Raw genomic sequence first — 18431 nt, 5'->3', positions numbered from 1 at the left:
GCCCAAGGTCACGATTCGGAGGCGTACTCGACAAGTCCGTGTGAGAGGCGTCACGCTGTCATTCATCCACGCGGGGAGGCTTGGATGGGCAAGAGCCGTAGAACAATTCCCGAGGAACTTTTGCTGCTCGCCTTGGACCCGACCACGGGTACCACCGCGCAGCCGCAAACCCTCGACCTCGGACTCGCCGGGGCACAGCTCGTCGAGCTGTCCCTGGCCGGACGGATCGTCCCGGACGGGGACCGGATCGCCGTGGTGTTACCACGGCCCACCGGTGACCCCACCCTGGACCACGCCCTGGAGCTGCTGCGCCGTCGCGGCAGCCCGGTGCGTGCCGCGCACTGGATCGGCGGGCCCCGGCTGGGGCTGCGGCAGACCTACCTGGCGCATCTGGAGCGGTGCGGCATGGTCGCCGCCGTCCCGGGCCAGGTGTGCGGGGTGCTGCCGACAACGCGTTACCAGGCATCCGACGACTGTACGAACGCCGCGATCAAGCAGCGTCTCGACACGGCCATCAGGACCGGGGTACCACCGGACCCCAGGACGGCCGCACTGGCCGCACTGGCGCACGCCGTCGGCCTGGGCAAGCACCTCTACCCCGGCAACGAGGGCCGGTCCTCACGGTCGCGGCTGCGCGACCTGATCCGCTACGACCCGTTGGGCGGCATGGTCGCGCACGCCGTGATGGACGTGCAGAACGGCCTGCCGGCACCGGCGAACCGCACCGGCTCGGCAGGTCGGGCCCCGGCGGCGCGCAGCGGAGCCGATCCGGTCCCCCGGGCCCGGTCCGGCTCCGTCGCACCCAGCCAGGTCGGCGTCCGCTAGGCCGTGTCTCATGGGGCGGTCGTTTCCGGCATCCGCCGGGCACGACCGCCCCTGAGTCGTCTACAGATCGCATTACCACTGAAATCGCCCCAGCGGGCGGGTTTCCCGGAGTCGACAGGTGGTCGGACCAATTCACGACGGCGAACTGATCGGAGGTGACATGCTGCAGAGAAACAGGGGGCTGGTACCAGAGCCGAGGCCGACGGACGGCGCCGCACCATTGCCCGCCCCCGCCCGCACACGAACTGCCCCAAGCACCGTAGAGGTACCGCCGGAGGTCGATGTGTCCGCCAGCATCAATCCCACCGTCCGCCGCAGACGGCTGGGCGCGGAGTTGCGCAGGCTGCGCGAGCAGCGCGGCATGACCGCCGAGCAGGTCGCCGACCGGCTGATGGTCTCCCAGTCGAAGATCAGCCGGCTGGAGAACGGCCGACGCAGCATCAGCCCGCGCGACGTGCGCGATCTGTGCGACGTCTACGAGGTCATCGACCCCAAGATGCGCACCAGCCTGATGGAGATGGCCCGGGAGTCCAAGCAGCGCGGCTGGTGGAACGAGTTCGGCGACATCCCCTACAGCGTCTACATCGGCCTGGAGGCCGAGGCGTTCTCGATCCGCGCCTACGAGTCCTCCTTCGTGCCGGGCCTGTTGCAGACCCGGGAGTACGCCGAGGCGGTGGTGCACGGCACCCAGCCGGACACCGACGCGGAGGCGATCCGGCGCCGGGTGGAGGTCCGGCTCAAGCGCCAGGAGCGGCTCACCGGGCAGGACCAACTGGCCAGCTACTGGACGGTGATAGACGAGGCGGTGCTGGCCCGTGAGGTCGGCGGCCCGGCGGTGATGGGCCAGCAGCTGCGCCGGCTGCTGGAGGCGGGCGAGCAGGCGAACGTCAACATCCAGGTGATCCCGTTCCAGCGCGGGGCCCATCCGGGGATGACCGGCACATTCTCCCTGCTGGAGTTCCCGGAGTCAGCCGATTCCACGGTTGTGTACTTCGAAGGGGTGACGAGCGACCTCTACTTGGAGAAGGACGCCGATGTCCGCCGCTATACCGGTCTCTACGACCACCTGCGCGCGGCTGCTCTGAGCGTCGCCGAGTCGAGGTCACTGATAACCACCTATGCGGAGGTATACGACAATGAGCTCCAAGACCCTGACCGTAAGCCCGGCTTGGCGTAAGAGCAGCCACAGTGGCGGCAACGGTGCCTGCGTGGAGGTCGCGGTACCGGCTCCGCTGGCTGTTGCCGTTCGGGACTCCAAGGACCCGGCCGGGCCGTGGCTGCACTTCGCCCCTGACGCCTGGGACGCGTTCGCCGCGGCTGCGGGGCGCGGGGAGTTCGGCACCGTCTGAGCGGATCCGCTGCGAACCGGCCCGCCCACGATCCGGCTCGGTCACCGAGCCCACGTGCTGGCGGGAGCGCTCACCCCACCGGGTAGCGCTCGCGCCAGGCCGGTCCGGCCCCCGGGCCGTGCAGTTCGGCCCCGTGGCTCAGCTCCAGCACCAGGTCGTCGGCGAGCTGCAGGATGGTGCCGCGCCCCTCGAGTTCGGCCAGCCACTCGGCCGGCAGCGCGGTCTCCCCGTGCAGCGCGCCCAGCAGATTGCCGCAGACCGTCCCGGTGGAGTCGCTGTCCCCCGAGTGGTTGACCGCGAGCAGCAGCCCCGCGCGGACGTCCTCGGCCACCAGAGCGCAGTAGACGCCGATCGCCAGCGCCTCCTCGGCCACCCACCCCTCCCCCAGCGAGGCGACCCGCTCCGCCGAGGGCTCGCCGGCCCGCACCGCCGTCAGCGCCGCGTGCAGCGCCGCCGTCGTCTCCTCGTGCCCCGCCCGCTCGGCCAGCAGCGCGAGCGCCAGCTCGACGCCCTCCTCCACGCTCCCGCCGCGCAGCACGCTGTGCACGATCACGGCCAGCGCCCCCGCCGACAGGTAGCCGGTGGGGTGGCCGTGCGTCAGCACCGAACACTCGAGCGCCAGTTGGAAGACCAGCGCGGGCTCCCAGCCGAGCAGCAGGCCGAACGGCGCGGCCCGCATCACCGTGCCGCAGCCCTTGGAGTGCGGGTTCTTGGGCGCCGCCAGGGTGCCCAGCCGGGCGGCGTCCGGCCCGGACAGCCCCGACAGGCAGGCCTGGCCCGGGGCGCGCCGGCTGTAGAGCCACTCCTCGCGCCCCAGCCAGCCCAGATCCGCGCGCCGCTCGTCCGGCCCCCAGCCGTGCTGGGTCTCGGCCCAGCGCAGGTAGGCCTGGTGCACGTCGGTGGGCGGGTGCCAGCCGCCGGTGCCCTGGCGGACGTGGGCCCGGATCAGGCCGTCGACGGTGAACAGGGTCATCTGGGTGTCGTCGGTGACCGCGCCGCGCGCGCCGTACGCCGTGACGTAGCCGGTCACCCCCTGCGGGCCGTGCGCGGCGCGGATCCGGTCGAGCGGCTCGAACTCGATGCCCGCGCCCAGCGCGTCGCCGATCGCGCCGCCGAGCAGGCAGCCGCGCACCCGGCTGCGGTAGTCCTGCTGCTGGGCGCGCGACCACAGGGGTATCACGAGGGAACGGCCTTTCGCTGGACGGCAGGACCGCACCAGGGCCTCCCCCGGGGCGCCCCCGCACTGTAATTCGTCCGGGTGGCGCGTGGCGACCGGCCGCGTCCGGTCCGTGACGACCGGGTCCCTCGTGCCCGGGGTGCTACGGCGTCAGGCGGTTCGGGCCGCGGAAGAGGAAGACCGCCTCGCGCAGCGAGCCCAGACCGAGCAGCGCCATCAGCATCCGGCCCAGCCCCATCCCGAAGCCGCCGTGCGGCGGGCAGCCGAAGCGGAAGCAGTTGAGGTAGTCCGTCAGCGGTGCGGTGTCCATGCCCTTCTCCGCCGCCTGCTCGACCAGCACCTCGTAGCGGTGCTCGCGCTGGGCGCCGGTGGTGACCTCCAGGCCGTTCCAGAGCAGGTCGAAGCTGAGCGTCAGGTCGGGCCGGTCGGCCGGCCTGGCGTGGTAGAAGGGGCGGATGCTCGCCGGGTAGTGGGTGACGAAGACGAACTCGTGTCCCGTCTCGCGCCGCATGTGCGCGCAGAGCGCCCGCTCGCCCTCCGGGTCCAGGTCGGTCTTGGTGCCCTCCGGGTCCCAGCCCAGTTCGGTGCGCAGCAGGTGCTGGGCCCGCTCCATGGTGATCCGCGGGAACGGCGTGCTCGGGACGCGGACCTCGACGCCGAACTGCTCCCGGATCTGCTCGCCGTGCCGCTCGGCGACCAGGGCCAGGGCGTGCGCGATCATCTCCTCCTCGAACCGCTGCACCTGTTCGACGTCCTCGATCCAGGCGAGTTCGACGTCCACGCCGGTGAACTCGGTGGCGTGGCGGGAGGTGTAGGAGGGCTCGGCCCGGAAGACCGGGCCGATCTCGAAGACCCGGTCGATGCCGCCGGCGATCGCCATCTGCTTGTAGAACTGCGGCGACTGCGCCAGGTAGGCGCTGCCGCCGAAGTAGTCGAGCCGGAACACCTCGGCGCCGGACTCGGAGGCGGTGCCCATCAGCTTCGGGGTGTGCAGTTCGGTGCAGCCGGCGCCGTACGCGTAGGCGCGCATCCCCTGCTCGAAGGTGCTCTGGACGGCGAGGACCAGCTGGGCGGCGGGCCGTCGGCGCAGGTCCAGGAAGCGCCAGTCGAGCCGGGGTTCGGGCCCGGAGTGCTCGTCGATCGGCAGCGGCCCGGCCGCAGGGTTGAGCAGCTCGACCGACTCCGGGAGCAGTTCGAGGCCGCCGAGCTTGACCACCGGGTTGGCCACCACCCGCCCGGTGATCCGGACGGCGGACTCGGTGGTCAGGCTCTCCAGCAGGCCGGTCAGCTCGTCGGCACCCTTGCGGTGGGTGACCTGGACGACGCCGGTGTGGTCGCGGACCAGCACGAACTGCATGGTGCTCTGCAGGCGCAGGGTCTGGACCCAGCCCGCGACGGTGACCCTCTCGCCGGTGTGCCCGGCGAGGTCGGCGACATGGGTGCGCTCGGCGAAGACTTGGGGCGAAGCCGCTTCGGGCCGGGTTTCGTGGTGGATCATCGCAGTCCTCCGGGGACCTCGGCTGATCCCTTGGACGTGCGGGCGAGAAGGGTGACTCGCGGTGCCACCGCACGTTCGCCGCCACCTGGCCGGGCTCGGTCGGGTGGCGACCTCATTGCACTGCTCGACGCTCCGGAGTGTCTTCACCGTGGGGCACGGGACCGCCTTCACAGCTGCCGGCGGCTCTCTCGGCCCGCGGAATCCCGCGGCTACTCGTCTCCTTCATCGCGCTGAGCAGGAGGATAGAGCGGGTACCGACGGGCACGCAACGACATTCCGCTGCGTGCCCCCGGTCCGTTCCCCACCGCACCCGTCACACCACCTCGGCCAGCTCGCGCAGCAGCTTGGCCTTCGCCCGGGCGCCGACCATCGACTTCACCGGCTCGCCGCCCTTGAAGACGATCAGGGTGGGCATCGAGAGCACCCCATAGGCGGACTGCGTCCGGGGATTGAGGTCCACGTTCAGCGTGACCACCTTGATCCGGTGCGCCTCCTCCACCGCGACGGCGTCCAGCACCGGCGCGATCATCCGGCAGGGCGGGCACCAGTCGGCGGTGAAGTCCACCAGGACCGGCAGTTCGGACTCCAGCACCTGCGCGGCGAAGCTCGCGTCGGTCACTTCCAGCACGTGGTCGGCCATCGGTTCACCCTCCATGGTCGGTCGGCGATTGTCCGGTCAGTTCGCAGCGGGGTTCGGCGTCCGCGCTCGCCACCATCAGCTCCGCGCGGGCCAGTTGCCCCGCCACCTGCTCGCGCACCGCGCCGAGCCGGGCCAGGCAGTCGTCCAGCTCGGCCAGCTTGCGGCGGTACACCTCCAGCGAGGCCGGACAGGTGTCCCCGTCCGGGTGTCCGGCCCGCAGGCACTCCACGAAGGGGCGGGTGTCCTCCAGCTCGAACCCGAACTCCTGCAGCAGCCGGATCTGCCGGACCAGCCGCAGCTCCTCCTCGCCGTAGGCCCGGTAGCCGTTGCCGGCGCGCCGGGCCGTCAGCAGGCCCCGCGCCTCGTAGTACCGCAGCGTGCGGGTGGTCGTCCCCGCCCGCTCCGCCAGCTCTCCGATCCGCATGATCCGTGCCTCCTGCCCGGGCCCTGCCCGCTCCGTCCCTCGACGGTAGACCTTGACCCTGACGTCAAGGCCAGCGCTTCACCGGCCGGCCGCGCCCTCAGCGGGCGGCGAGGCACCCCGATCGCCCGGGACCGGTCGCCGGGCGTGCCCTGGTCGACGGCGCCACCGCCGGGCGGCCGGGCGGTGCGATGCCGACGGGCCGGAGCGGTCCCCTGTTCCGCTCCGGCCCGGGGCCCGCGGCGTCAGTCGATGACGCAGTCGGCGGGCTTGGAACCCTGCGGGCAGGGCAGCCGGGTGACGGTCCTGGCGTAGGCGACGCCCGCGTCCGCGAGGGACTGGGGGATCTTCATCTGCCACTGGGGGCTCAGCGCGATCGCCTCCCAGCCGGGCAGGCCGACCGGCGGCTTGTCGCGGGTCACGGTGATGCCCGGACCGGCGGCGACCTGGTCGAGCGTGGCGTTGGCCGCGGTGATCGAGACCTGGGTGCCGTCGGGACGGGACACCTTGACGGCCTCGTCGTAGAGGCCGTAGCCGTCGGTGCCGGTGATGTAGCTGAACACCTTGGTGCCGTCCGGCAGCTGTCGTTCCTGGCAGGTCGGATGCTCGTAGCCGGGCTTGCGGTCGTGTCCCTCGTCGGTGCCGCCCATCCAGTTGGCACAGGTCAGGGGGACGGGCGCACCGGGCTTGCCCGGCATCGTCGGCGGGGGGGCGTCGCTCACGTCCAGCATGACGGTGGAGGGGCCCGCGCCGTCGTTGTACTGGAGTTCGACATAGCGCCGCTGGGGACCGGTGTTGAACTTGACCGCGAAGGTGTTCAGCTTGGCCAGCTGTCCGCCGGGCGGCAGCTGGTCGTGCAGGATCTTCAGCATCGCCTGCCAGCTGAGGTCCGCCGTGGCGGGCTCGGCGGCAGCGGTGGCGCCGGTGCTCGGCGAGGCGGCGGCACTCGCGGACGCACCAGCCGTGGGCGTGGCGGCGGGGGCGGTGCCAGCCGGGGGGCTGGGCGACGCGCTCACGGCGCTCGCCGCCGTGCTCTGCGACGAACCGCCGCGCTGCGTCACCACCGCCCCCACCGTCACCAGCGCGGCCACCATCGCCGCCGCGCCGGCGGTCTGCAGCCCCCGGCGGATGCGGCGCCGCTGCCGCCCCGCCCGGCCACCCTCCGCGACCATCGCCGCGACCGGCGGGTCCAGTTCGTGCACGCTCTCCAGGAGCATGCCGGTCAGGTCGTCCTCGAAGTCCATCAGGGATGCTCCTGTTCGTGTCACACGTTCGTGCGTCTGCTCGGTTCCGGTCACTTCCGGAACAGCAACTCGCGGTCGTCGGCCAGCAGTTCACGCAGCCTGGCGAGCGAGCGGGTATTGAGGCTCTTGACGGCACCGACGCTGGTGCCCAGCGCCTCGGCCACCGCCTCGATGCTGTAGTCCTCCAGGTAGCGCAGCACCACCACCGCGCGTCCCCGGGGCGGCAGCTGACGCAGCGCCGCCACCAGGGTCAGCCGCAGCTCGGTCCCCTCCCGGTGCTCGCCGGTCGGCCGGTCGGGGATCGCGGCCACCGCCAGCTCGCCGGAGCGGCGCAGCCGGCGGTGCGAGAGGTAGGTGCGCAGCAGCGCCTTGCGCGCGTACGCGTCGATCGCGACGGTCTGACCGCCGCGCTGCAGCCGCCCCCAGACCGCGAACAGCTTGGCGAGCGTCGTCTGGACGAGGTCCTGCGCCTGGTGCCAGTCGCCGCACATCAGGTAGGCGACCTGGAAGAGCTTGCGGGCCCTGGAGGAGGCGAATTCCTCGAAGCTCAGCCCCTCGTGCATGTGGTTCCCCCGGTGGTCCTGCGGTGTTCGGATCGATCGACACCAGCTAGGACGCCGCACCCGGGGCAAGAGGTATCACGGGGGTTCGCGCGACGGCTGGGAAGCAGCGGTTCGGCAGCGGCGGAGCGGCTCCGTACCGCGGGCCGCCGGCTCAGGCCTCGGCGCCGTGCGCCCGGGCGTTCGCGAAGATCACCTCGATCAGCCAGGCGGTGAGGCCCGGCTCGAGCCGGTCGAAGTGGTCGGCGTACCGGGGGTCGTCGAGGTACGTGCGGCCGATGCAGACGTGCATCGCGTGCGGGCAGTCGAAGTGCTGTGCGAGCAGGGCGCGGTGGCGCTCGGCGAGGGCGTTGGCCGCGGCGGAGCCGGGGGCGGTGCCGGCGCGCAGGGCGGCGGCGAGGTCGGCGTTGAGGGCCTCGGCCGTCGCGGTGTAGTCCTGCCAGTCCTGCGGTGTCCGCTCGGCGGCCCGCTCGGCGTACTGCGCCCACTGCTCGGTGTCGCCCCAGCGCTCGCGGGCCTCCTCGACCCGGGCGGGCTGCCAGTCGTCGCCGAAGATCTCGACCTGCTCCTGCGGGGTCAGCCGCAGCCCGGTCCGGGAGGCCGCCATCATGCGGTCGACCGCGCCGACCATCGTCCGCAGGCGGGCGATGCGCTCCTCCAGTTCGGCGCGCTGGCGGCGCAGGTGCTCGTGCGCGTCCACCCGCGGGTCGTCCAGGAGCCGGCCGATCTCGGCCAGCGGGAAGCCGAGTTCCCGGTAGACGAGCACCCGGTGCACCCGGGCGATGTCCTCGCCCGAGTACACCCGGTACCCCGCCCTGGTGCGCTCGCTGGGGCGCACCAGCCCGATCCCGTCCCAGTGGTGGAGCGTCTTCACGCTGACCCCGACCAGCGCCGCCGCCCGGCCGACGGTGAGGCTGTCGCTCGCTGCACGGGGTTCACTGGTCACCGTGTGATTGTCACGCACCGGAGACGGCAGCCGCCGGGATGTCGAAGCCCACCTCCCGCAGGGCCGCCGCCTGCGGACCGCTCGGGTCCAGCGGGCGGGCGGCGGTCAGCACGATCCGCGCGTTCTCCGGCGTGGTGACGGTCAGCTCGACGGAGTTCCACGGCATCTCCCGCGGGCCGCCGGTGCACCCCGGCAGGAGCGCCTCGCAGCGCGCCGCGATCTCCTCGATCTGGCTCGGCACGCAGGCGACGCCCAGGCTCGTCGCCGGCGCCTGGCGAGCGCGCTCGCCGGGGACCAGGAGCACGTCCTGGAAGGCCCAGCGGCGCAGGTGGGTCAGCCGGCCGGGGATGGAGAAGAGGTCGATGAAGCCGAGCCCGCGGATCCAGAAGTCCCGCGAGGCGTCGAGGTCGGGGGTGGGGACGCTGAGGTACATCGGCATCCCGTAGATGCCCCGGTGGACCTCGGGCGCGACCGCGTCGAGGGCGGGCACGGGGACGGGGCTGGTGTAGCTGGAGCTGGTGAATTCGGTCATGCGCCGATCGTGAAGGCTCCTGCAAGGTCAGGGTCAAGCCGGAACGGTCTCGGGCCTCGGGCCTCAGGCCTGATGGCGGGAGCCGTTCATCGGACGGACTTCCCGTGCCTGGCGCACGCGCGGGCCCGGCGACTGCAGGGTGAGGACGTGGTCGGCCAGCGGGAGGAAGGTCTCCTCGTGGGTGATCAGCACGGTGGTGCGCCCGGCCATGAGTCGGCGCAGTGGGGGGATGAGCTGCTGGACGGTGCGGGCGTCGAGACCGGTGGTGGGCTCGTCCAGGACGAGGACCGGTGTGTCGCGCACGAAGGCGCGGGCGATGGCGATGCGCTGGCTCTGACCGCCGGAGAGCTGGAAGCCGTCGTCGCCGATGACCGTGCCGTAGCCGTCCGGGAGCGCGGTGATGAAGTCGTGGGCGCTCGCGTTCCGGGCGGCGCGTTCGATGTCACCGTCCGATGCGTCGGGTCTGCCGTAGGCGATGTTGTCCCGGATGGACGCGTGGAAGAGCGCTGTCTGCTGCGGCAGGAGGGTGGTGACCCGGCGCAGCGAGGTCAGGGTCAGGTCCCGGATGTCGTCGCCGTCGAGGCGGATCGTGCCGGTCCGGGGGTCCATGAGGCGCAGCACGAGCTTGGCGAGGGTGGACTTGCCGCTGCCGTTGGGGCCGACCACGGCGAGGACCTCGCCGGGGTGGATGTCGAAGCTGACCCCGCTCAGTGCCAGGGGGCCGTGGCGGCCGGGGTAGGCGGCGTGGACGTTCTCGAAGGAGAGGCGGCCCCGCACCTCGCCGGTGTCGTGGGCATCGGGGCGCTCCTGGACCGGGCTGGTCAGGTCGTGGAGTTCGAGGACGCGTTCGCCCGAGGCACAGGCGGCGCCGGCGAGCGGGGCGAGTTCGGCGAGTTGCTGGGCCGGTTCGAACAGCTGGGCCATGACGGCGGTGAAGGCGAGCAGGCCGCCCAAGGTCAGCTCGCCGTGGATCAGCTCCAGCGCGCCCACGCCGACCACGACCACTCCGGCGAGCAGCTGCAGGAAGCCCAGGAAGGGCTGGTAGAGGTCGGCCACCCGGGCGGTGGCGAGTTCGGCGCCGAGCAGGGCCCGGCCCTCCCGGTCGACCCGTGCCACCTCGCGCGCCTCCTGGCCGTTGGTGCGCGTGATGACCGCGTTGCGCAGCGTCTCCTCCAGCAGCGCCGTGACGCCGCCGGCGCGGCGCTGGACCAGCCGTTCCCGATCGCGGATGCGCCGTCCGAACAGACCGGTGGAGAGGACGAACAAGGGGACGGCCACCAGAGCGGCCAGGGTGAGGGGCCAGCTCAGGTAGGCCGCGGCGGCCGCGAACAGCAGCAGGTTGACGGCGGCCACCCCGCCCTCGACGAGACCGGTCGCGACCATCTGCTCGATCGCCGCGATGTCGGAGGTCAGCCGGGCCACCAGGTCGCCGCGCCAGCGGGACTCCAGCGTGTCGGGCGGCAGGGTGTGCAGGTGGGCGAGCGTGTCGGTGCGCAGCCGCAGCATGTACCGCTCGGCGGTCCTGGTGCCGGCGTAGGTGCCGGCGAAGGTGAGCAGGCCGGCAACGACGGCCACGCCGAGCATGGTGGAGGCGAGCGGCCAGAAGTCGGCGAAGTGCCGGGGGACGAGGACGTCGTCGATCAGGTCCTTGAAGAGCCAGACCGAGACGAGTTCGCCGAACGCGCCGAGGACGAGCAGGACCGCGCTCACCGGGAGCCAGCGCACGTCCGGGCGTACCCACGGCCAGAACCGGCGGAACAGCTCACGCAGCTCAATGGCGGGAGCGTCGTCCACCGGGCCCGGGTCGGCGGCCGAGGCCGCCGGCTCCGAAGGCGTGGCACCGCGCATGAAGAACATGACGGGGATGGCGAGGGGCCGACGGCGGAACCGTCGACCCCGGGGTGCGGGCTACGCCGGAACCGGCGCAGCCCGCACCCTCAGCGTCACCAGAAGCCGAAACGACGACGGCGGTGACGACGATTCCTGCGCCGATGGCTGTAGTAACTCATCACGACCTGCCTTTCCGTTGTTTTGGCGCACCGCAACCGTGACCGGTACCAGCGGCGCCGGTCACAGGAGTTGCGCATACTGCCCTGTTGCGAGACGGAATCCGGTGGGCGCATCGGGGACACACCCGCCTGGTCTCGTCCCACTCCCTCCAGTATCCGCCTGATGCCCGCACCCGCCTCTGGGGGCCGCAGGCCCGGACGCAGGCCGCCGCCCGCGGGCCGGCCCGCGGACCTGCAGGGGTGCCGTCACCCTGAGGGCGCGTACGGGAACAGCGCGGGCCAAGGGGCGGTGAACCGCTGAACTGCCCTTTCGCGCCGCGCACCTGACGTCGGCTCAGCCCTCCTTCATCCAGGGCGCCGCTGCTCAGGGGCCGTCCGGCCCCTTCCCCCGGTTGAGCGCTCCGGACGGCGGGGGCACCCGGGCCCGGGCAGGCTGTCCGCATGAGGGTCGCTCCCGGGCGGGGTCAGGTGCTCATCGCCGTCGTCATGTTCGCCCTGACCATGGTGGCCGGGTCGATCGACGCGATCACCTTCCTCGGGCTCGGGCACGTCTTCGCCGCACTCGCCACCGGGAACGTGCTGCTGCTCGGCTTCGGGGTGGGCGGCACGGCGGGGACGCCGATCGCCCGGCCGGCCGAGGCACTGGGCGCCTTCGCGGCCGGGGTGGTCCTCGCCCACGTCCTGATCGTGCGTCGGCTCGGCCGCAGCCGGCGCTGGTTCCTGGCGACGCTGGGCGGCGAGGCCGCACTGCTGGCCGGCACCGGGGCCTGGGTGCTGGCCGGCAACGGCACCGCGCGGCTGCCGCTGCACGGGGCGGGCCCGACCGTCCTGCTGCTCGCGGTCACCATGGGCTGGCACAGCCGGGTGGTCGACGAGGCGCGGATCCCGGACATGCCGACGACGGTGCTGCAGACCTCGCTGGTGAAGGCGATCACGGACCTCCTGCCGTTCCGGTCGGCGGCCGAGCCCGCGCCACGGCTGACCCGGATGCGCCGGATGGCGACGGTGGCCGGCATCTTCCTCGGCGGCGTCGGCGGGGCGCTGCTGCACCGGCTCGGGGTCGGCCCGGCGCTGCTCGGCGTCGCGGGCTTCGAGGCGGCGGTCGCGGTGCTCTACTCCCGCACGCCCCGGCTGGGCCCGGCTGGCCAGCGCGGGCCCTCAGTGGGTCAGGGGGCCGGGGAGGGGTAGACCAGAGCGTCGGTGACGGCGTCGACCTGGTACGAGGTCCCCTGCGAGCCGGGGTCGGAGGAGTTCGCCAGGGTCACCGACCAGCAGGGCCGCCACTGGGTGCCGACCAGCGCGGCCACCATCTGGACCTTCAGCACCGCGCCCGGATGCGCCGCGCCCACGGTCGCGACCGCGACCTGCCGCGAGACGGTGGCCGGGACCAGCTGCGGGTCCGGGACGTTGCGCGAGGTGAACTGTTCGATCCGGCCGGTCGGGTCCACCTGGACGTCCAGGCGGAACGGCTCCAGCAGCCCGTCACCCCGGTAGCGGCGGTACTCCACGGTGCGGCGCTGCTTGGCCGGGTCGGCCTGGTAGACCCGCACGGTGGTATCGGCCAGCTCCGGGGCGTACCACTGCCGGGCGAAGGCGTCCGCGACCGCCCGCGCCTGCGCGTCCGCCCGCGCTGCCGAGCCCGAGCCGGTGCTTGAGCCGGTACCCGAGCCGGGCGAGGGCGAGGGGCTGGGAGCGGCGGTGGCGTAGTCGGTGCCCTGGTTCAGCTGCCCCGACGGCCACTCGATGCTGAGCTGCGCCGTCCTGGTGTTGACCACCAGCAGGTCCGGTGTGCTGTCCGTGGCGGCCTCCTCCTGGACGGAGACGACCTCCGCGCCCGGTCCGTAGACCAGCGCGGCGTCCTTGACCGCCAGCGCCCGCTTCTCGCTCGACACCACGGAGGTGACCTTGCCCGTCACCCAGCGCGGGCTGACGGCCGAGCTCTGCACGGCGAACACGACGACGGCGCCGACCGCCAGCGGCAGCCCGCTCCAGAGCAGCTCGCGGCGGTTCGGCAGGGCCAGGGCGCGGCGGCGCCTCCAGCGCCAGCCGATCGCGAGCAGGATGCCGACGAGCGCGCCGGTGGCGTTGCCGACGAAGTCCTGCGAGTCGCAGGTCCGGCCGATCGGGAGCAGTGCCTGGGCCGTCTCGGTGCCGGCCGAGAGCAGCCAGCAGCCGGCCAGCGCGATCAGCGGCCGGTCCAGCAGCAGGGCGGTGAAGAACGCGAGCGGCGCGTACAGCGCGAGGTTCAGCAGCCCCTGCCGGTTGCCGAAGGCGCGCCACAGCTCCGTGCTGTAGGTGCAGATGTGCGAGCTGGTCAGGTTGTGCCCGGTCGGGCTGAGCGTGAGGGTCAGCTCGCCCGCCAGGCAGAGCGCGAGGAGCACGGCGAGCCTGCGGTCGAGCCCGCGGCGCGGGGCAAAGCGCCAGGCCACCGCGCCGGCGAGTAAGGCCAGCACGGCGAAGACCGGTATGAGGCCCGCGTGCGTGCGCAGGATGGCGGGGATCATGGAGTGTCCTTGCTAGGAGTTCAAGCCCAGTCCCGGGACACTACAGCGGAGATCACGGACGTCGGGAGGAGCCCCCGGGCTCGACCGCCGGCACCCGCTCAGAGCCGGTCGTAGATGTCCACCAGCCGGCGCAGCACGTCGGTGGCGACCCGCAGCGCCTGCGTGTCGTGGCCGCCCAGCTCACCGGCCAGCTCCGCGGCCAGTGCGCGGGTGCGCTCCTCGTGCCGGCGCCGCCCGTCCGGGGTGAGCGCGACCAGGACGGAGCGCTTGTCGCCCGCCGGGCGCTCGCGGGTGACGTAGCCGGCCGCGGCGAGGCCGTTGACGAGCTGGGTGGTGGCCGCGCCGGTGGTCTCGGTGCGGGCGGCGAGCCGGCCGATCGGCAGCGGGCCGTCGTCCGCCAGCACCCGCAGGGCGCGGGCGTGGGTGAGGGAGAGGGCGCCCGGGGTGCGGGTGGCGCGGCCGCGCAGCCGGGAGTCGGCGGCGCTGAGGCTGTAGGCGGCGCGGGCCAGGCCGTCCAGTGCCTGCTCGCGGTCGGACTCGGGGGCGGGGTCGGGAGCGGGTGGCGTCGACACGGGCGGGGCCTCCGGACTGGCGGGACGGAACGGGCGAGTTGACAGCCAGCTTAGCTTAAGTACTTAATGATTAAGTACTTAGCAATCACCGCTGAGCACCCCACTGCACTCCCGAGGAGTCCGTCATGACCATCCGTTCGACCGGCCAGAGCTGGGCCCTGGACATCGCCCTCGCCCAGGGCGGCTTCGACGCCCTGCACCCCGAGGCCAAGGGCACCCTGGAGCAGCTCGGCCACGACCACACCGACTTCGACAAGGTCTTCGACCTGGTGCGCAGCGGCGTGATGCTGCCCAAGGCGTGGGCCACCGTCGCCGGGCAGGCCGAGGAGCGCGCCGCCCACCACGAGCGCGGCGGCTTCGCCCAGACCGCCGCCGACCTGTACGTGCGCGCCTGCGTGATGTGGGGCCGCGCCCAGTACTCGATCTTCGACGCCGCCGACCCGCGCAAGCTCGCCTTCCGCGCCCGCGCCAACCACTGCGTGGAGCGCCTGGGCGCCCTGCGCGGCAACCGGGTGCGCCGCGTCGAGCTGGACTTCGAGGGCGGCCGGATCTTCGGCCTGCTGCACCTGCCCGCCGGCGAGGTGCAGGGCGCCCCCGCGGTGATCCTCGGCCCGGGGATGGACATGATCAAGGAGGACTACATCTACGCGGCCGAGCGCTACTACACCTCGCGCGGCATGGTCGCCCTCTCCATCGAGGGCCCGGGGCAGGGCGAGACCCGGGCCAACGGCCTGACCGTCGACCTCACCAACTACGAGCGCGCGATCGGCCGTTACCTCGACCACCTGGCCTCGCTGCCGGAGGTCGACCCGCAGCGGATCGGCATGTTCGGCATCAGCATGAGCGGCTACTGGGGCTCGCGCGCCGCCGCCACCGACCCCCGGCTCGCCGCGCTGGCCGCCTTCGAGGCCGTCACCGGTGACTTCACCACCATCTTCGAGCGGGCCCAGCCCACCTTCAAGAACAACTACATGTTCATGGCCGGCTACACCGACGAGGAGGCCTTCGACCGCGAGCTGGTCGCCCGGATGCCGCTGGGCGAGCTGGTCGGGGACATCACCTGCCCGGTCCTGTACGGCATCGGCGAGTTCGACGAACTCACCGTCCTGGAGCAGGCACTGGCCAGCTACGAGCGGGTCCGCGCGCCCAAGGAGCTGCGGGTCTACGAGAACGAGTTCCACCCGCTGGGCGGGGTCGCGGCCGAGGTCTTCCGGTTCGGCGCCGAGTGGGTCGAGCGCGCCCTGAACGGCGAGTTCCGCGCGCCCGGCCGCGACGTGCGGCACTACGTGCGCCGCGACGGCAGCACCGTCGACGGCACGGCCAACCCGGCCTGGTGGCTGGGCACCGAGCCCGCCCTGATCACCGGGGCCCGCCGGGCCTGAGCCCGGCGGTCCGGCGGCGGGTCAGTCCAGCACCGGCAGCAGCCGCGGCAGGTGCCCGTCGGAGGCCAGCGCCACCGCGCGCCGCTCCCCGTCCACCTCGCCGTAGGTGGTGGTGCGCTGGCGCGCGGGGCGGCCGACGGCCTCGGCGATCGCCTCCAGGTCGCGGATGGACTTGTAACTCCCGTACGCGGAGCCGGCCATCCGGGAGATGGTCTCCTCCATCAGGGTGCCGCCGAGGTCGTTGGCTCCGCTGCGGAGCATCTCGGCCGCGCCGTCCGCGCCCAGCTTCACCCAGCTGGTCTGGATGTTGGGGATGTGCGGGTGCAGCAGCAGCCGGGCCATCGCGACCACCGCGCGGTTGTCGCGGTGGGTCGGACCCGGCCGGGCGATGCCGGCCAGGTAGACCGGGGCGTTGGTGTGGATGAACGGCAGCGTGACGAACTCGGTGAAGCCGCCGGTGCGCTGCTGGATCGAGGCGAGCAGCCGCAGGTGGCCGAGCCAGTGCGCCGGGGTGTCGACGTGGCCGTACATCATGGTGGAGGAGGAGCGGATGCCCAGCTCGTGGGCGGTGCTGACGACCTCCACCCAGGTGTCGGCGGGCAGCTTGCCCTTGGTGAGGATCCACCGCACGTCGTCGTCCAGGATCTCGGCCGCCGTGCCCGGGATGCTGTCCAGGCCGGCCTCCTTGGCCGCGCTCAGCCACTCGCGGATGGAGAGCCCGGTGCGGGTCGCCCCGTTGACCACCTCCATCGGCGAGAAGGCGTGCACGTGGATGCCCGGCACCCGCTCCTTGACCGCCCGCGCGATGTCGAAGTACGCGGTGCCCGGCAGGTCCGGGTGGATGCCGCCCTGCATGCAGACCTCGGTGGCGCCCACCTCCCAGGCCTGGGCCGCGCGTTCGGCCACCTGGTCGAGCGAGAGGGTGTAGGCGTCGGCGTCGGTGCGGCGCTGGGCGAAGGCGCAGAAGCGGCAGCCGGTGTAACAGACGTTGGTGAAGTTGATGTTGCGGGTGACGCAGTAGGTGACGGTGTCGCCGACCACCGACCGGCGCAGGTCGTCGGCAACCTTGCAGAGCGCGTCCAGCGCCGGGCCGTCGGCCTGGAAGAGGGTGAGCGCCTGGTCGTCCGTCAGCCGGGTGGGGTCGTCGGCGGCGACCGCGAGCGCGGCGCGCACGTCGCCGCCCAGGCGGGCGGCCGGCACCGCGGCGGCCTGCTCGCGCAGCGCCTCCCAGTCGCCGTAGACCTCGTCGAAGTCGCCGCGGCGGTCGCCGGTGCGGCCCTCGGTGTCGATCTCGTGGTGCAGTTCGGTGCGGCCAAAGGAGCCGAGGTCCTCCGGCTCCTGCCAGGGGCGGCCCAGCACTGGCGCGTCCTCGCGGGCCAGCGCCGAGCCGGCCTCCAGCAGGCCCTCCACGTGCGGGCGCAGCCGCGGGTCCAGCCAGGGCTCGCCGCGCTTGAGGAACTCCGGGTAGACGGTGAGCCGTTCGCGCAGCCGGTAGCCCTGTTCGGCGGTGCGGGCGGCCAGTTCGGCGATCTGCGGCCAGGGCGCCTCGGGGTTGACGTGGTCCGGGGTGAGCGGCGAGACGCCGCCCCAGTCGTCGATGCCCGCACCGATGATCAGCCGGTACTCCCCCGCGACCAGGTTCGGCGGCGCCTGCAGCCGCATCCCCGGCCCGAGCACCACCCGGGCCACCGCGATGCAGGCGGCGATCTCCTGGAGTTCCGCGTCCGGCATGCCGCGCATCGCGGTGTCCGGCTTGGCCCGGAAGTTCTGGATGATCACCTCCTGGATGCCGTGGTACTCCCGGGAGACGGAGCGGATCGCGAAGAGCGAGTCGGCCCGCTCCTCGTAGGTCTCGCCGATGCCGATCAGCAGACCGGTGGTGAAGGGAATGGCCGTGCGCCCCGCGTCCTGGAGCGCGCGCAGCCGCACGGCGGGCTCCTTGTCCGGCGAGCCGTAGTGCGGGCCGTCGGGCTCGGACCACAGGCGGGTCGCGGTGGTCTCCAGCATCATGCCCATGCTCGGCGAGACGGGCTTCAGGCGCTGGAAGTCGGTCCAGCTGCAGACCCCGGGGTTGAGGTGCGGCAGCAGGCCGGTCTCCTCCAGGACCCGCACCGAGATCGCGCGCAGGTAGGAGACGGTGTCGTCGTAGCCGTGCGCGTCCAGCCATTCGCGGGCCTCGGGCCAGCGGTCCTCGGGGCGGTCGCCGAGGGTGAACAGGGCCTCCTTGCAGCCCAGCGCGGCGCCCTTGCGGCAGATGTCCAGCACCTCGTCCGGGGAGAGGAACATCCCCTGGCCCTCGCGGCGCAGCTTGCCGGGGACGGTGACGAAGGTGCAGTAGCGGCAGCGGTCCCGGCAGAGCCGGGTGAGCGGGACGAAGACCTTCTTGGAGTAGGTGATGACGCCCTCGCGCCCGACCGCCGCCAGCCCCTGGTCCCGCAGCCGGGCCGCGGTGGCGCACAGGTCCGCCAAGTCCTCGTCCCTGGCCTGCAGGAGGACGGCCGCCTCGGCTCTGTCCAGCGCCACCCCGTCCCGGGCCCGGCGCAGCGCTCGGCGCATCGCGTTCGCGGTGGGCCGCGCGGTGGGTGTCGGCAGCGCGGTCGGCCGCGCGCTCGCGGTCGGCTCCGTCGTCGGCGTGGCAGAGGGCGTGGCGTCCATGCGCCGACCCTACGCCAGCAGGAGTACCCGACGTCCCCCAGAACCCTGATATCGCCTCAGGGTTGCCTGGGCCACAAGGCGTACGGCGCGGCCCCCGGCCGGGCGATGTGAGAAAGC

General features: G+C 73.0%; 17 protein-coding genes. 5 read left to right on the top strand and 12 right to left on the bottom strand.

From position 1 onward, the window contains the following. Positions 1-84 precede the first annotated feature (84 nt). From OG500_RS22355 to OG500_RS22345, 3 genes are all read left to right on the top strand, one after another. Positions 85-825 carry a GOLPH3/VPS74 family protein gene (locus OG500_RS22355; protein ID WP_327068463.1) on the top strand — a complete coding sequence of 247 codons (741 nt, stop codon included), beginning with the start codon at positions 85-87 and terminating at the stop codon, positions 823-825. Positions 826-1108: 283 nt separating this feature from the next. Continuing rightward, entirely contained in the window at positions 1109-2002 is an 894-nt protein-coding gene (locus OG500_RS22350; protein WP_327068462.1) for a helix-turn-helix domain-containing protein, read from the top strand. 31 nt (positions 2003-2033) lie between these two features. Continuing rightward, positions 2034-2174, top strand: coding sequence for a DUF397 domain-containing protein (locus tag OG500_RS22345; protein ID WP_442789199.1), 141 nt, complete (start codon positions 2034-2036; stop codon positions 2172-2174). Positions 2175-2244: 70 nt separating this feature from the next. Here the strand turns inward: OG500_RS22345 and OG500_RS22340 are convergent, their stop codons facing one another. The 9 genes from OG500_RS22340 to OG500_RS22300 all read right to left on the bottom strand — a co-directional run bounded on the left by OG500_RS22340 (position 2245) and on the right by OG500_RS22300 (position 11049). Beyond that, entirely contained in the window at positions 2245-3354 is a 1110-nt protein-coding gene (locus OG500_RS22340; RefSeq protein WP_327068460.1) for an ADP-ribosylglycohydrolase family protein, read from the bottom strand. A gap of 139 nt (positions 3355-3493) precedes the next feature. Continuing rightward, positions 3494-4849: an aspartate--tRNA(Asn) ligase gene (gene aspS, locus OG500_RS22335; RefSeq protein WP_329582823.1), complete on the bottom strand. Its 1356-nt coding sequence runs from the start codon at positions 4847-4849 to the stop codon at positions 3494-3496. Positions 4850-5162: 313 nt separating this feature from the next. Then, positions 5163-5489, bottom strand: coding sequence for a thioredoxin (gene trxA / locus OG500_RS22330; RefSeq protein ID WP_327068458.1), 327 nt, complete (start codon positions 5487-5489; stop codon positions 5163-5165). A 4-nt stretch (positions 5490-5493) separates the two neighbouring features. Continuing rightward, positions 5494-5913, bottom strand: a complete 420-nt coding sequence (locus OG500_RS22325; protein WP_329582819.1) for a MerR family transcriptional regulator — start codon at positions 5911-5913, stop codon at positions 5494-5496. A gap of 242 nt (positions 5914-6155) precedes the next feature. Continuing rightward, positions 6156-7154, bottom strand: a complete 999-nt coding sequence (locus OG500_RS22320; protein ID WP_329582816.1) for a hypothetical protein — start codon at positions 7152-7154, stop codon at positions 6156-6158. Between the two features lie 50 nt (positions 7155-7204). Next, positions 7205-7717, bottom strand: coding sequence for a SigE family RNA polymerase sigma factor (locus OG500_RS22315; RefSeq protein ID WP_329582813.1), 513 nt, complete (start codon positions 7715-7717; stop codon positions 7205-7207). Between the two features lie 151 nt (positions 7718-7868). Then, entirely contained in the window at positions 7869-8660 is a 792-nt protein-coding gene (locus OG500_RS22310; RefSeq protein ID WP_327068454.1) for a MerR family transcriptional regulator, read from the bottom strand. A 10-nt stretch (positions 8661-8670) separates the two neighbouring features. Beyond that, positions 8671-9192: a VOC family protein gene (locus tag OG500_RS22305; protein WP_329582810.1), complete on the bottom strand. Its 522-nt coding sequence runs from the start codon at positions 9190-9192 to the stop codon at positions 8671-8673. A 63-nt stretch (positions 9193-9255) separates the two neighbouring features. Further along, on the bottom strand, positions 9256-11049 hold the full coding sequence (locus OG500_RS22300) for an ABC transporter ATP-binding protein (RefSeq protein WP_329582807.1): 1794 nt from the start codon (positions 11047-11049) through the stop codon (positions 9256-9258). Positions 11050-11642: 593 nt separating this feature from the next. On the opposite strand from OG500_RS22300, the gene OG500_RS22295 reads away from it, so the two are divergent. Next, positions 11643-12389, top strand: a complete 747-nt coding sequence (locus tag OG500_RS22295) for a YoaK family protein (RefSeq protein WP_329582804.1) — start codon at positions 11643-11645, stop codon at positions 12387-12389. Here the strand turns inward: OG500_RS22295 and OG500_RS22290 are convergent. Both OG500_RS22290 and OG500_RS22285 read right to left on the bottom strand, forming a co-directional pair. Beyond that, entirely contained in the window at positions 12368-13705 is a 1338-nt protein-coding gene (locus tag OG500_RS22290) for a VanZ family protein (protein WP_329582801.1), read from the bottom strand. The genes OG500_RS22295 and OG500_RS22290 overlap by 22 nt on opposite strands. 98 nt (positions 13706-13803) lie before the next feature. Beyond that, positions 13804-14277 (bottom strand): MarR family winged helix-turn-helix transcriptional regulator, encoded by a 474-nt coding sequence (locus OG500_RS22285; protein ID WP_329582798.1) that lies wholly within the window; start codon positions 14275-14277, stop codon positions 13804-13806. A 125-nt stretch (positions 14278-14402) separates the two neighbouring features. Here OG500_RS22285 and OG500_RS22280 point away from each other — a divergent pair, with 125 nt between their 5' ends. Continuing rightward, a complete protein-coding gene (locus tag OG500_RS22280) occupies positions 14403-15659 on the top strand; it encodes an alpha/beta hydrolase (RefSeq protein WP_327068448.1) in 1257 nt (418 codons plus the stop codon). 21 nt (positions 15660-15680) lie between these two features. Here OG500_RS22280 and OG500_RS22275 read toward each other — a convergent pair whose 3' ends face one another. After that, positions 15681-18314 carry a bifunctional FO biosynthesis protein CofGH gene (locus OG500_RS22275; protein WP_329582794.1) on the bottom strand — a complete coding sequence of 878 codons (2634 nt, stop codon included), beginning with the start codon at positions 18312-18314 and terminating at the stop codon, positions 15681-15683. Positions 18315-18431: the final 117 nt, after the last annotated feature.

This window comes from Kitasatospora sp. NBC_01250, from assembly GCF_036226465.1.
GTDB lineage: Bacteria > Actinomycetota > Actinomycetes > Streptomycetales > Streptomycetaceae > Kitasatospora.
Note: the sequence above shows the minus strand (reverse complement) of the source record. Positions and strands in the feature narration are given on the sequence as shown.